The sequence below is a fragment of the Rhodococcus sp. P4_C10 genome (assembly GCF_056402135.1).
In genome coordinates, this window is the sequence record NZ_JBFUHZ010000035.1 from 1 (window position 1) to 13,609 (window position 13,609).

The following is a 13,609-nucleotide window of genomic DNA, read 5'->3' on the forward strand; positions in this document are numbered from 1 at the left end:
TTCTCCCGAGATACGTGGTGCGGGCATTACGGTGAGACACGAGAACCTCCGGTGGGAAGTGGGCCTTCGACAAGCCACACCTCAACCGGAGGTTCTCTTCACATCAAGCCGACACGCCTGTTACCAACGTCCTGGCCGGGTACAGCTAGCTGCTGCCGAACAGGTTGCCCAGGGAACCCGATGCGCCGTTGCCGGCAGAGTCGTTGTCCCTAACGACGATCCGGGCCTCGAAGTACGTTTCCCCCACCGCACTGATCGCGATCAGTACAGGCGAGTACGTTCCCGCCGCGGTTGGAGTCCCGGACAGGACTCCCGACTTGGAGAGCGTCAGGCCGGGCGGTGTACTGGTCGTTGTGATGTCGGGTCGAGGATCGCCCACGACATCGAATTGGTACGTGTAGAACTTGCCGACCGTGGCTTCCCCTGGGTTTCCCGAGACGCGGGGAAGGTTGTGTGGGTCGACCTGCACGATGAATGTGCCGGACGCCGAGCTGCCATTCGACGTCCGAACGGTGCAGCGCACGACGGTGTTCCCGACCGGAAAGCTGCTCCCGGAAGGGCGGTCGCACGTCTCGAATGTCGTCCCCGTCATGTCGGGCGGTGTCGGCCAGGTGACGACTGCCTTGCCGGTGGCGGCGTCAGCGATCGCGCGCTGGTAGGAGGGGATGAGCACGGTGTCGTCGAGCAACGCGCCCTGGATATCGGCGCGCGTGAAGTCAGCGCCGGTGAGCGTGGTGTTGCCTAGTCGTGCGTATCGCAGGCTCGTATCTGTCAGGTTCGCGTTGGTGAGGTTGGCGGCGAGTGCGTTGGCCGCGTTCATCCTCGATCCCGTGAGATCGGCGTCGGTGAGGTTGGCCGACGACAGGTCCGCGCTGCCCAGTTCGGCGCCGGTGAGGTCCGCGCCAGTCAGGTTCGCATCTTGGAGCTTCGTGAAGTAGAGGCGTGCGCCCGGCAGCTTGGCGTAGGCGAGGTTGATGCGATCCAGATTGGACTTCTCCAGGTTCACCCCGGGGCAGTTCGTGAAGTTCGCGGGCGTGGGGTTGTCCACGATCGTGCAGCCACCGATGACCGTGTCCGCGTTCGCGGCGGGTGCACCCACCACCAGCGGGGTGGCGATCAATCCCACCGCGATCGCAGCGGCTCGACCCCACCGGCGCGAACCGTGATGCTGGTGGGCGGCCGCACGCGGCGCGGGCATCGAAACTCTCATCAAAGCATCCTCAAGTCATAAGCAGATTCGTCCGGTGTGTCCGGATCCGAACGATCACTGTATTGGGCACCAGCGACAGCCCCGCAAACGTCATTCAAACGACTGACGCCACATCCACTGGGCGAACCGCGATCGCGCCGGCCGTCGTAGCCGCCACACCAGGAGGGCAGACGGAGAGACCTGCGCCTGGAGAAGCCGCCCGCGATCATCGGGGCCATGTCCAACCCTGTCCTGGTCATCGACGTCGGCGCATGCACCCTGACCGCGGCCGTCCGCGACGTCAGCGGCCGCATCACCCCGGTCGTGGTCGGCGGCACCATCACCCCGCCGGCGCGGCTGGTCGTCGAGTCGGGGCAACCCCGGCCGGCCCGGGACAGCGACCCTGTCACGCTCGCCCAGCTCGGGCCGCTGCTCGAGCGCCTCGATGTCCCGTCGTTGGTCATCGACGGCGTGTCCTGGTCGATTGAATCGCTGACCGCGCTACTGCTCGAGCCGGTCGTCGAGGCGGCGACCAGCCAGCTCGGCGTCACCCCGGAGATCGTGATGGTGGTCCCGTTCTCGTGGGACCTCCCGGCCCGGAGGCGCTTCCAGGTGCTGGTGCACGCCGCGCTGGCTCGCACCGTCACCCTCGTGCCGTCCGACAAGGCCCTCGCGTACGCGCTGCCGAAGCTGCCGGTCGGTGCCAGCGTCGTCACCATCGACTGCGGGGCCACGGACCTGACCGCCGTCGCGGTGGTGGGCGGCGAGCGCGGCCCCCGCATCGTCGGGAGCAGCCACTCCGGCGGCGGCGGAGACATGTTCGACAGGTTCCTGCTGGCCGACGCACTGACCGCGGCCGGCCATGCCGAAGTCGCGACCGACGCCCGCTGGGGATTCACCGGCGGCCCCCGGGTCCGCGCCGCACGCGAATCGCTCGCAGACCTCGCCACCGCCGACGTCGAGCTGCCCCACCCCGTCGGTCGCATCACGCTGTCCGACACCAAGGTCGACGAGACCGGCGAGGTGTTCTTCACCCACCAGTTCTCGGAACTGTTCGCGCACCTCGGCGCCGCCGGCGAGCAGGTCGGCCGCCGAATGCTGCTGTGCGGCGGTTTGGTCTACGACCCGGCCGTCTCGGAGGCCGCGCGCCGCCATGGCGCGGTCCAGGTCATGCCCCATCCCCAGCACGTGCTGTGCCGGGGCGCGCTGGCCTTCGACGCGGCCGCCGTCGACAGCACCGACGATCCCGGACCGCGGCCGGTCACCGAGCTGGGCGACGACATCGACGACCCGGAGCCACCCGGAGGGATCTCCCCGCGCACCTGGGCCGTGTTCGGGGGGGGCTCGGCGCCGTCGTCGTCGCAGTCACCGTCGGGGGAGGGCTCGCGTTGTCGTCGGCGATGACCGGGGCCCCCGACCTGCGCGACGGCGAGCTCCTGCAAGTCGCGTTGTCGGTGCTGCCGGCCGACCAGTCGATCACCGGTGTGACCCTGCGGTCGTGGACCGACGGAGCGGACACGGCCGACGCGACGGTCCGCAGCCTGTCCGGCAACGACATTCGGACGTTGGCGTGCGGAGGTGCCAAGCCGGCCGCCGGCGCCGAAGCCGGGGGACTGCGCTGGGAGTCCTCCCGCGTGTTCGTCTCCGACGACACCGCGACCGGCGCCGGCAGTGCGCGGTCGACGTCGTGGGAGGCATTCGACTCGTCCGCGACGACGAACGTGGTGGTCACCGCGGCGATCACCGGCCGTGACCAGCGCGACCAGCGCGACCAGGTGTGGCAGGACATCAACGCCAGCAACCAGCGCTGCCCGTCGACCAAGGACGACCTGGTGCGGACCATCGTTGCCGTCCCGCCGACCGGGCCCGACCCGGGCCCACCGAACTACGCGCAGGATCTGACCACCACCACCCGTCCGCCGACCGCGGCGACGTCGAGCGCGGCACCGAGGACGAGCCGGGCGCCGCAGGGAGGGATCACCATGGGTACCCAGAGGCAGGCATGGCGCGGACTCACCCCCGCGAGCATCGCCGGCTCCGGCCAGGACATGCACGTCACCTGCGTGCTCGACATCGACGGCGTGGTGTTGAAGCGATCGTGCGCGACCGCACCGGATTCCGGAACCGCGGACGCGCTCGCGCAGCAGGCCGCGGCCGCGTTCATCCCGGGGCCGGAGAGCGCACGATGACGCGGCCCGACCACTCCAGGGCGATGACCGCGGCCACCAGGTCGACGTGCAGGTCGTCCAGCTCGCGCCGCCGGTGCTGATCCGCCGGGCGATCGCCCACTACAACGGGCGTCTGGCGCCGGGGAAGCGGCCCGCCGAGATCACCTCCAACGAGGCGTTCCTCAAGCGGCTGTGCGTGAACTGGCTGCGGCACACGGGATCGAACTACGACGCCCAGTTGAGGAAGTCGCTGTCCGTCGTGGCGGCAGGGTCGAAGGCGACGATGTCGTAGCTCATGCACGGAAGCGCTACCGGCCGCGCGGTTCTCGCCGGCCTGCGACCGCGGCAGCGAGAGGTGCGGCCGTCGCCGCCGAGCAGCACCCGTTCCTATGGGACGCCGGAACCAGCCCGCGCCGGTGACAGGTCGGGGGGCTGGCGGGTGGCGAACAGGGTGCGGTTACCTTGGCCGCCACCAAGACAACGCCACCCGCCTCGCCCCGGCCCCACACCGTTGCCGCTGCCGTCGTCGGTGGCGCGGCCCTGACTGGGCACTGATCGGCTGGACCTTCATGCGAATCGCCTACCGCCTCGACCGGTTCGCCGCCAACGACGGTGCCGGCAACCCGGTGTTGGGGCTGGCGTTCACCGACGCCGGGTTCCCCTTCACTGTCGTCGTCGCGGTCGTGGCGGCGTTCACGACCTCTCGACACACTGCCAGCCCACACCGACCAGGTCGCGGTCAAGTACGCCTCCAGTATCGTCGAAACCGGGCCCACCGCAGCGGTGTTCACCGACCCGTGGCATCCGTACACCCGCGATCTGCTCGCCGCGTTGCCCGCCGGCGGCCTGCACCCGATCCCCGGAACCCCTCCCACGCTGACCGATCTGCCCGGCGACTGCGTCTACCACCAGCGCCGACCCGCCCCAGGATTCTCCGGCGGACCCACCCACCTCGCGCACCACGGTGACCGCACCGTCCGGCGCCTGATCGGAGGGACCTGCCGCCGATCGAGTTCGCGAGCAGCGCCCGTTCCGGGGGCCGACTATCCCGCGCGTTCCTCCCCGGTGAACACCACGGCCGGGTCCCCGATCAGCCCCGCGTGCCGCGCCCGCTCGTAGTCCTGCAGGTCCTCGATCGCGACGCGGGCGAAGACCTGCTGCTCGGTCGAGGCCATCTGCGCGCGCCCGCGGCCGAGGAAGGTCACCGTCCACGACAGCATGGTGGAGAACTTGCTGCGGAACCCGACGAGGTACATCAGGTGGATGGCGAGCCAGGCGACCCAGCCGATGAAGCCGGTGATCTCGAGCTTCCCGACCTTGGCGACCGCGCTGAACCGCGAGATCGTCGCCATCGAGCCCTTGTCGAAGTACTTGAACGGCTGCCGGGCCGACCGGTCGTCGCCGGCGAGGTTCGCCTTGATCTGCTTGGCCGCGTACTTGCCGCCCTGCATGGCGACCTGCGCGAGACCGGGCAGGTTGTCCAGGGCCATCATGTCGCCGATGACGAACACCTCGGGGTGGCCCGGCAGGGTCAGGTCCGGCAGCACGTGCACCCGTCCGGCCCGGTCCACCTCGGCGCCGGACTGCTCGCCCAGCTGCTTGCCCAGCGGGCTGGCCTGCACGCCGGCCGACCACACCTTGCACTGCGACTCGATGCGCCGCTCCGAGCCGTCCTTGTCCTTGACCACCAGGCCGTCCGCGTCGACGCCGGTCACCATGGCGTTCGGCTGGATCTCGACGCCCATCTTCTCGAGCCGTGCGGCGGCGTTCGCGCTGAGCTTGCCGCCGTAGACAGGCAGCACCACCGGTGCGCCGTCGAGCAGGATCACCCGGGCGCTGCCGGGGTCGATGCTGCGGAAGGCGCCCTTGAGGGTGCGGTGTGCGAGCTCGGCGATCTGGCCGGCGAGCTCCACCCCGGTGGGGCCCGCGCCCACGACGACGAAGGTGAGCAGCCGGGCCCGTTCCTCCGGATCATTGGACAGCTCGGCCTGCTCGAACGCGCCGAGGATGCGGCCGCGCAGCTCGAGGGCGTCGTCGATGGTCTTCATGCCGGGCGCGAACTTCGCGAAGTGGTCGTTGCCGAAGTAGGACTGCCCGGCGCCCGCCGCGACGATCAGGCTGTCGTACTCGGTGACGGTGGTGCGGTCGAGCAGCCGCGAGGTGACCTTCTTGGAGTCGAGGTCGATCGACTCGACGTCGCCGAGCAGGACCTGCGCGTTGCGCTGCTTGCGCAACACCAGGCGGGTGGCCGGGGCGATGTCGCCGACCGAGAGGATGCCGGTCGCCACCTGGTAGAGCAGCGGCTGGAAGAGGTGGTGGGTGGTGCGCGCGACGACGGTGACGTCGACGTCGGCTCGTTTGAGTGCCTGGGCGCCGAACAGCCCGCCGAACCCGGACCCGATGATCACGACGCGATGGCGGTGCGAGTCCACCGATTGGATGCTCATGAGGCGTTCCTCCGCAGGGTGTAGGCGACGCCCCACACGGTAGTCGCAGCCCCGCGCGGGCGTCGCGACGAGACGCCGCGGCGGGGCGTGTCGTCGCGCCGGGGCGCCCGACCTCACCGCCCCGGACCGGTCGGGGTGAGGTGACACCCGTCTCAGGTGAAATAATTCTCACGTTCGCGCACATGGTGTTGTGAGACAACTATGTGATTGCCTGTACTTTGCAGGTTCCATGTAAATATGAGAAGGAGGGAGCTGCTGTGAGTGGGCAGGTCCGTGCGCAGGTTGACAAGTACTTCGAGGTCGTTGCGCATCGCAACGCCGGAGAGCCCGAGTTCCACCAGGCCGTTGCCGAGGTGTTCGAGTCGCTCACCGTCGTGCTCGAGCGCAACTCGAAGTACGCAGACTTCGGTTTGATCGAGCGGCTCTGCGAGCCCGAGCGCCAGATCATCTTCCGTGTGCCGTGGGTCGACGACCAGGGCTGCGTCCACGTCAACCGGGGCTTCCGCGTGCAGTACAACAGCGCGCTCGGCCCGTACAAGGGCGGCCTGCGCTTCCACCCGAGCGTCAACCTCGGCATCGTGAAGTTCCTCGGCTTCGAGCAGATCTTCAAGAACTCGCTCACCGGCCTGCCCATCGGCGGCGGCAAGGGCGGCTCCGACTTCGACCCCAAGGGCAAGTCCGAGGGCGAGATCATGCGCTTCTGCCAGTCGTTCATGACCGAGCTGAACCGCCACATCGGCGAGTACACCGACGTGCCCGCGGGTGACATCGGCGTCGGCGGCCGCGAGATCGGCTACCTGTTCGGCCAGTACAAGCGGCTCACCAACACCTACGAGTCGGGCGTGCTCACCGGCAAGGGCATCAACTGGGGCGGCTCGCAGGTCCGCACCGAGGCCACCGGCTACGGCGTCGCGTACTTCGTCGCCGAGATGCTCAAGGCCAAGGGTGAGAGCGTCGAGGGCAAGACCGCCGTCATCTCCGGGTCCGGCAATGTCGCGATCTACGCCATCCAGAAGATCCACCAGCTCGGCGGTCTCGCGATCGCGTGCTCGGACTCCTCGGGCTACATCGTGGACAAGAAGGGCATCGACCTCGACCTCCTCAAGGAGATCAAGGAAGTTCGTCGCGGCCGGATCAGCGAGTACGCCGACGCGGTCCCGCACGCCGAGTTCGTCGCGGGCGGTTGCATCTGGGACGTGCCGTGTGACGTCGCGCTCCCGTGTGCCACGCAGAACGAGCTCGACGACAACGCGGCCAAGACGCTGATCGCCAACGGTGTGCAGGCAGTGGCCGAGGGCGCGAACATGCCCACGACCCCCGGCGGCATCCAGGCCTTCCGCGACGCCGGTGTCGCCTTCGCCCCCGGCAAGGCAGCCAACGCCGGTGGTGTGGCCACCTCCGCACTCGAGATGCAGCAGAACGCCTCGCGCGACTCCTGGAGCTTCGAGTACACCGACGAGCGTCTCGCCGGCATCATGCGCGGCATCCACGCCCGCACCATCGAGACGGCCGCCGAGTACGGCAAGCCGGGCGACTACGTGCACGGCGCCAACATCGCCGGCTTCGTCAAGGTCGCCGACGCCATGTTCGCACTGGGCGTCATCTGATCCACGTCACCGTGGCGCCCTGCGCCTGACGGGAACCCGTGGAAGTTGGTCTCGGCCCAATGACGTGCCGAGATCAGCGTCACCGAACGACGGGTTCCACCGCTCGTGGCTTTACCGTTCGCAGCTCCACCGTTCGTGGCTTCACCCCGCAGTAGAGTGCCGACAACGGCGTCGTGCGCTCGCTGTACCTTTCCCGGTCCGCCCCGACGGCGCGGCGGACCGACCACACCTCTCGCAACGTCTCGATCGCCAGCCGGCGGCCGGGGCGTTTCCTGCATTTCGGGGTCAGTCGAACGACTCCTCGGGCAGCCAGTCCGCGTCGAACAGCGCGGCGACGGTCCGGAACGTGCTCAGGTCGCCGTCGACGGACGCCGACGTCACCAGCAGCCGCTGCACCATGACCTGCCCGGCGGACTCCTCGACGGTGTCGGTGCTGTACAGCAGCCACCACGGGCACACCTGGTAGTCGCGGTGCGCGCGGCCGATGGTCTGCCGGGCGGCGATACCCGAGTACCGCGGCTGGTGGAAGAACCCGATCCGCGGGGTGGCCGTCGCGGTGGTCCCGTCGGCGAGCCGCTCGTTCGCGTGCAGGCTGATCGAACTGGTGGTGTTGAAGACGCACACCTGACTCTGCCCCCGCTGGAACCGCAGCCGCTGCTCCTCGGCGTCGGGACGGCTGCCGAAGATCCGTGACACCGCGATGCCGCGCTCCTCAAGCCGGTCCGCGATCGGCTGCGCCGCGGTCGAGACCATCTCCGTCGCGACCAGCACCTGGTACCCGCGTTCGACGTGCGCGGCGACGAGGTCGACGGTGTGCGGGACCCGGATCATCCCGGCCTTCTGGCGGAACCGGACCAGGGCGGCGCGGCCGCGGGCGGTGTCCGACCCGGTGCGCGCGATCCGCATCTCCCGCCGGTACGCGCCCCACTCCATCTCGTACTGGAGCACCTCGTCGGGGGAGAGGTCCACCCCGAGGCCGTCGAGCGGGGCCGGACCCCAGGGCGCGTCGCGGTGCAGCATCAGCGGCGGCTCGGCCTCGGTCAGCCAGGTGCGGACGGTGTCGACGGCCCGCGCCTGGACCGCGGTGGACGCCTTCGCCTCCGGCGACCACTGCCAGCGGCCCATGTACTTCTCCAGGGGGATGCCCGCGTCGGTGAGCCGGGCGCCGAGGTCGTCCCACTGCTCCGGCGCCTCGCCGTGCACCTGGGCCAGCAGCGAGGACAGGTACAGCCACTCGCCGGGATGGTGGCCGGGCGTCGCGGTCATCGAGATGACGAACGGCGCCTTCTCGGGCAGGTCCAGCAGCCGGTTCACCCGACGCTGGTAGCCGGTGCGCTGGGACCGGTGCCGGAAGTTGTGCGCCTCGTCGTTGACCACGACGTCGAACCGTTGCGGCCGGCCGTTGCGGGCGATCAGCTTCTTGAGCTGGTCCGGGGAGATGATCAGCCAGCGGTAGCCGCCGTCGCCGACGGCGGCGATGGTGGCCCGCCAGTGCGGGACGGTGATCGAGGCGGGACGGTCGACGGTGACGAGGATCGTGGACCCGCCGCGCAGCGAGGCCACCGCCTTCGCGCCGAGCACCGCGGAGAGCGTCTTGCCCATGCCGGGGTCGTCGAACAGGGCGAACCCCCGGGCCTGCCGGTGGGCGGCGGCCTCGATCGCGGCGGCCGCCTCCAACTGTTCGGGGCGGGGAGTCTTCGGTGCCGCGGTCGGCGCCGGACCGCGGGTGCCGTTGAGGTCGTCCTCGAGCCAGCGCTGGTAGGTGTACGGCTTGGTGGCGAACGGGCCCAGTTCGGCGGGCAGCGCCTCGCCGACGTAGGCGTGGGCGCGCATCTTCGGGTACCAACGGGCGCCGGGGGCGGAGGTGCGGAACGGAACGTCGAGTACCCAGATCCGCTCGCCGGGACCGGCGACGGGCAGGTCCGCCGACGACGGGGTGGACGCGGCCGCGCCGCGGGAGGTCTGGCTTCGGGTGGTCGCGCGGCGGGTCCGTGCGGCTGAGGTGCGGGGGCGTGGGGTTCGGGGTCGCGGGGGCACTCCGCAGAGCCTAGTGTCCTGGGATCGGTGCCGGTCAGAGCGTGTCTGGGCGTCGGCGGCCGTAGTCGTCGAGACCTCGAATGGGGGCAGATTTTATGCCGTCCAATCACTAGTCTAAGGGATGTTCCTGACGGTCTACGACCTGCTCGGGGCCGTCTTCCTACACACGGAGGAGCCCCCCAAGATGAAACTCCACAAAGCCGCGGCGCTGTCCGTGGCAGTAGTTGCGATGACGGGGATCGGCGCCGGTACTTCCTATGCGAGTTCTCCGCCGACACCGGCGAACCCAGCAGTCGAACAGCCGGCCACGCAGTTGCCCACGAGCGGTGCGCTCGCACCTCACGATGTCTACAGCCAGCCGGCCTACGAGAACATGATCACCCAGATCGAGTACGGCTGGCTCAACGGTGGCTCGCAGGTTGCGGGCATCGGTGCGGGCGTCGGCGCGGTGGTCGGCTGTGTGCTGTTCCTGTTCGTCGGCTGCATCCCCGGCGCCGCGATCGGCGCGACCATCGGTGCCGTCAACGGCATCACGAACGCGAACCCGGCGGTCCAGCCGGCGGTGTTCGACTTCATCAAGACCCTCCCGTAGGAAGGCTGTCAGCAGATCTCGTCGGTAGCGGCGACGGCGTCGACCGTGGCGCCGCGTGCCCTGCCGACGAGGTCGTAGGCGGGGTTCAGCGCGGCGGCGTCCCGCACGGCCGTGCCCGCGCCGACGGTGTACCGCTGCGTGGTGTTCATCGACTCGTGGCCCAGCATCCGCATCAGCGTGTAGATGCTCACGTTCTGGTCCGCCATCGCGGTGGCGAAGGTGTGCCGGAGCTGGTGCACCAGGGCACCTTTCGCGCGGTCCCCGTTGATTCCCGCGCGCCGGTAGGCGCGTTCGACGCGGTACTGGAGCGTGCCGCGGGTGATGCGCGTGCCGTCGCCGCCCACGAACATCGGATCCCCGGGCCGGAACCGCTCCCACGGATCGGCGTTCGGTGCGAGCCGGCCCTTCGCCGTGTCCGGGAAACGCTCCGACCGGCTCGCCAGGTAGTGACCCAGCACGTCGACCACGGCGGGTTCGACGGTCACCACCCGCTCCTTGTTGCCCTTGCCGTGGACGTGGATCACCTTCGCGGCGCCCGGCCCGTCGTCGCCGGTGTCGCGCAGGTCGCCGAGGTCGACGGCGATCAGCTCGGCCATCCGCATGCCGGTCAGCAGCCCGGTCAGGATCACCGCCAGGTCCCGTTCCGGCCAGGCCCGCGCGCCGGTGTCGTCGGCGGACTGCAGCGTCGCGACCAGTCGTTCGACGGAGTCCGCCTGGAACGCCTTGGGCAGCGTCTTGGGGGCCTTCGGCCGGAGCACGGCGGACATCGGGTTGGCGACGATGGCGTCGAGCGAGAACAGGAAGTCGCAGAGCATGTTCCAGGTGGACCAGCACCGCCGGATGGACGCGGGCTGGTGGGTGCGCGCGTAGCGGGCGAACGCCGCGCGGACCGTGGCCTTGTCGATGGCGTCGAGGGTCAGCTCGGCGGCGCCGGTGCCGGTCACCGCGGCCAACGCCTCCGAAATCACCTGGTAGTCCTGCCGATACGCCTTGAGGGTGTTCGGGGAGGGTTTGGCGGTGCTGCGGTGCACGAGGAAGTCCTCGAACCACGATGCGAGCCGTTGCTGTCCTGCCATGCGTCGATCTTGCCCGATCGGGCACGGCGGAAGCCAACGGCACCAACCGGATCCGAGTAGACGATGACGAATGCAATCGAGCGTCCAGGCCATGGATAGTCTCGCCGCGGGCCGGTTGACTCGTTTGCATGACAACGACACTCGTACTTGGCGGGACAGGCAAGACCGGCAGCAGGGTCGCGGCGCGGCTGCGCGACCTCGGCACGGACGTGCGCATCGGCTCGCGTGCCGGCGCGGTGCCATTCGACTGGGACGACGACACCAGCTGGGAGCCGGCACTGCGCGGCGCCGACGCGGTGTACATCTGCTACTACCCCGACGTCTCGTTCCCCGGTGCGGCCGAGCGGGTCGGCGCGTTCGCCCGGGCGGCCGTGGCCGGCGGCGCACGCCGGCTGGTGCTGCTGTCCGGGCGCGGCGAGCCCGACGCCGTGCCGGCCGAGGACGCGGTGCGTGGCTCCGGCGCCGAGTGGACGGTGTTGCGCTGCGCCTGGTTCGCGCAGAACTTCAGCGAGCACTTCCTGGTCCAGCCGGTGCTCGACGGCGTGATCGCGCTGCCCGCGGGGGATGTCGCCGAGCCGTTCGTCGACACCTTGGACGTCGCCGACGTGGCCGTCGCGGCGCTCACGCGAGACGGCCACGCCGGGCGGACCTACGAGCTCACCGGGCCGCGGCTGGTCACCTTTGCCGACGTCGCCGGCGAGCTGACCCGGGCGACCGGCCGCGACATTCGATACCTGCCGATCACCGCCGAGCAGTATGCCGACGCGGCCGGGCGGGCGGGCGTCCCGGCCGAGGAGATCGAGCCACTGTCCGAGCTGTTCGCCCGCGTGCTCGACGGACACAACGCGTACCTGACCGACGACGTCGAGCGTGTCCTGGGCCGGCGCCCCCGCGACTTCGTCGACTACGCACGCGCCGCCGCGGCCACCGGCGTCTGGTCGCCGGATCCGGTCTCGGCCGCCTGACGTCAGAGGCGGCCCGGTCGGCGGGAAGTGACGACGCCGGCCACCGGTCGGGTCTACCCGGTCATCCCTGTCGGGCCCGGAGGGCGGCCGCGAGCTTCCGTCCCGGCTCCGGGTCGACCCCGAAGAGTGCGGCATACCGTTCGTGAGTCTCCGCCCACTTCTCGTGAGCCATCTCTTCGGTGACGTGCTCGCCGCGCAGGTGTGGATCGAGCCGCAACAGGTAGGCCTCCCAGCCGGTCGCGGTCTGCGCCACGAGGGTGAGGTCGTCGTCGATCGCGCAGGTGAAGGCCAGCCGGCAGCCGTCGCCCTCGGCGGCGACCTCGAAGCTCTGCGGCAGCCCGGCGTAGGTCCAGGCCAGGCGATGGGGCGGATCGACCTCCGTCACCTCGAGGGTCGCGCCGCCGGCCTCGAAGGTCTCGCCCACCGCCGGTGTCCAGTCGACGGCGGCAGGGAACCAGCGCTCGAGTTCCGCCGGCACGCTGACCGCCCGCCACACGCGCTCGACCGGGTGGGCGAGGCCGAGCTCGAAGCGCAGTGTCGGGTGGCCGTCGATCGTTTCCAGGGTTCCGTGGATCACGGGTTCTCCTCCTAGCGGCGTTGGGCGTGCTCGACCTGTTCGGTGGCTGGTTTCGATGGGCGCCCACCCCTGCTGCGGTGGTCCCGGGCCGCGGCCAATCCGTCGTGGGTGTTGGCCAGGTTCGGCTCGCGTTCTGGTGCCCGGCGCGAGGCACGGGCGTAGCCGACAGGCACGCGTCGACAGTATCCCAGCGGGGTTGTCCGACATCGGTTGTCAACAATCGAGTAGTCGACTACTCGCGCGCTCGGAGGCCTGCGACGTCAGCCTTGAGAAGGAAGCTGCCGAGCGGCACCGGCGAACTTGCCGCGCACACAGGCGTATGGAGTAGAGATGCCCGATCCCCGCCACACCTCGACCGCCACAGCCCCGCCAAGGGACGTCTCCGACGCGGAACTCGTCCGGTGGGCCTTGGGCCGCCTCAACGCCAAGGACATCGACAGCCTGCGCAGTTTCTGGACGGCCGACTCCGTCGTGCACTTCCCGACCGGGACGTGTCGTGGAGCCGCCGACATCGCCGCCTACTTCGAGCAGGTCTTCGCCGCCGTGCCCGACTTCGACCTGGAGATCGAGTCGATCGCCCAGTCCGGCGGCGACATCTTCGTCCACTGGCATCTGACCGGTCGTCACGTAGGCCGCTTCCTCGGCATCGCCGGCACCGGGCGGCGAATCGACTTCGAGGGCATCGAACACTTCGTCATCGCAGACGGGAAGGTCGTCACCAACACGGTGCGCTACGACCAGATGGAGTTCGCTCGCCAGATCAAGATGCTGCCCCTCGACGGATCGATTGCCGATCGCGCGATGAAGGCCGTTTTCAACGCCAAGACGCGGGTAGTGGGCATCGCTCGCCGCGGCTGAACCGTGGCACTCACGCTTGAAGGTCCGGACCTGGTGAGCGACCAACCGCATGTCTGGCCGCATCGGCAACGGCCGACCCGGCTCTGACGCCCC

General features: G+C 69.9%; 13 protein-coding genes. 8 read left to right on the plus strand and 5 right to left on the minus strand.

The window, feature by feature from the left end:
* Positions 1-145: 145 nt before the first annotated feature.
* Positions 146-1,048, minus strand: coding sequence for a pentapeptide repeat-containing protein (locus AC1DWC_RS20120; protein ID WP_477910873.1), 903 nt, complete (start codon positions 1,046-1,048; stop codon positions 146-148).
* Between the two features lie 378 nt (positions 1,049-1,426).
* Here AC1DWC_RS20120 and AC1DWC_RS20125 point away from each other — a divergent pair, with 378 nt between their 5' ends.
* From AC1DWC_RS20125 to AC1DWC_RS20140, 4 genes are all read left to right on the plus strand, one after another.
* On the plus strand, positions 1,427-2,593 hold the full coding sequence (locus tag AC1DWC_RS20125; RefSeq protein ID WP_477910875.1) for a hypothetical protein: 1,167 nt from the start codon (positions 1,427-1,429) through the stop codon (positions 2,591-2,593).
* Positions 2,590-3,378, plus strand: a complete 789-nt coding sequence (locus tag AC1DWC_RS20130; protein ID WP_477910876.1) for a hypothetical protein — start codon at positions 2,590-2,592, stop codon at positions 3,376-3,378. Before AC1DWC_RS20125 ends, AC1DWC_RS20130 begins: the two co-directional genes overlap by 4 nt.
* Positions 3,379-3,424: 46 nt before the next feature.
* Positions 3,425-3,649, plus strand: coding sequence for a hypothetical protein (locus AC1DWC_RS20135; RefSeq protein WP_477910877.1), 225 nt, complete (start codon positions 3,425-3,427; stop codon positions 3,647-3,649).
* Between the two features lie 320 nt (positions 3,650-3,969).
* Positions 3,970-4,476, plus strand: a complete 507-nt coding sequence (locus AC1DWC_RS20140) for an oligopeptide/dipeptide ABC transporter ATP-binding protein (RefSeq protein ID WP_477910879.1) — start codon at positions 3,970-3,972, stop codon at positions 4,474-4,476.
* Here AC1DWC_RS20140 and AC1DWC_RS20145 read toward each other — a convergent pair.
* The gene (locus AC1DWC_RS20145; protein WP_477910881.1) at positions 4,401-5,804 is read right to left on the minus strand and encodes an NAD(P)/FAD-dependent oxidoreductase; all 1,404 of its coding nucleotides are present in this window, start codon (positions 5,802-5,804) and stop codon (positions 4,401-4,403) included. The genes AC1DWC_RS20140 and AC1DWC_RS20145 overlap by 76 nt on opposite strands.
* Positions 5,805-6,061: 257 nt before the next feature.
* On the opposite strand from AC1DWC_RS20145, the gene gdhA reads away from it, so the two are divergent.
* A complete protein-coding gene (gene gdhA, locus AC1DWC_RS20150; protein WP_477910883.1) occupies positions 6,062-7,411 on the plus strand; it encodes an NADP-specific glutamate dehydrogenase in 1,350 nt (449 codons plus the stop codon).
* Positions 7,412-7,696: 285 nt separating this feature from the next.
* Here gdhA and AC1DWC_RS20155 read toward each other — a convergent pair whose 3' ends face one another.
* Positions 7,697-9,448: a DEAD/DEAH box helicase gene (locus tag AC1DWC_RS20155; RefSeq protein WP_477910885.1), complete on the minus strand. Its 1,752-nt coding sequence runs from the start codon at positions 9,446-9,448 to the stop codon at positions 7,697-7,699.
* A gap of 184 nt (positions 9,449-9,632) precedes the next feature.
* Between AC1DWC_RS20155 and AC1DWC_RS20160 the strand changes: the two genes are divergently transcribed.
* On the plus strand, positions 9,633-10,040 hold the full coding sequence (locus AC1DWC_RS20160) for a hypothetical protein (protein ID WP_477843116.1): 408 nt from the start codon (positions 9,633-9,635) through the stop codon (positions 10,038-10,040).
* An 8-nt stretch (positions 10,041-10,048) separates the two neighbouring features.
* Here AC1DWC_RS20160 and AC1DWC_RS20165 read toward each other — a convergent pair whose 3' ends face one another.
* Positions 10,049-11,116, minus strand: a complete 1,068-nt coding sequence (locus tag AC1DWC_RS20165) for a tyrosine-type recombinase/integrase (RefSeq protein ID WP_477910887.1) — start codon at positions 11,114-11,116, stop codon at positions 10,049-10,051.
* 128 nt (positions 11,117-11,244) lie between these two features.
* Here AC1DWC_RS20165 and AC1DWC_RS20170 point away from each other — a divergent pair, with 128 nt between their 5' ends.
* The gene (locus AC1DWC_RS20170) at positions 11,245-12,081 is read left to right on the plus strand and encodes a Rossmann-fold NAD(P)-binding domain-containing protein (RefSeq protein ID WP_477910889.1); all 837 of its coding nucleotides are present in this window, start codon (positions 11,245-11,247) and stop codon (positions 12,079-12,081) included.
* Positions 12,082-12,142: 61 nt separating this feature from the next.
* Here the strand turns inward: AC1DWC_RS20170 and AC1DWC_RS20175 are convergent, their stop codons facing one another.
* The gene (locus tag AC1DWC_RS20175) at positions 12,143-12,658 is read right to left on the minus strand and encodes an SRPBCC domain-containing protein (RefSeq protein ID WP_477910891.1); all 516 of its coding nucleotides are present in this window, start codon (positions 12,656-12,658) and stop codon (positions 12,143-12,145) included.
* A gap of 330 nt (positions 12,659-12,988) precedes the next feature.
* Here AC1DWC_RS20175 and AC1DWC_RS20180 point away from each other — a divergent pair, with 330 nt between their 5' ends.
* Positions 12,989-13,516 carry an ester cyclase gene (locus tag AC1DWC_RS20180; RefSeq protein WP_477910893.1) on the plus strand — a complete coding sequence of 176 codons (528 nt, stop codon included), beginning with the start codon at positions 12,989-12,991 and terminating at the stop codon, positions 13,514-13,516.
* Positions 13,517-13,609: the final 93 nt, after the last annotated feature.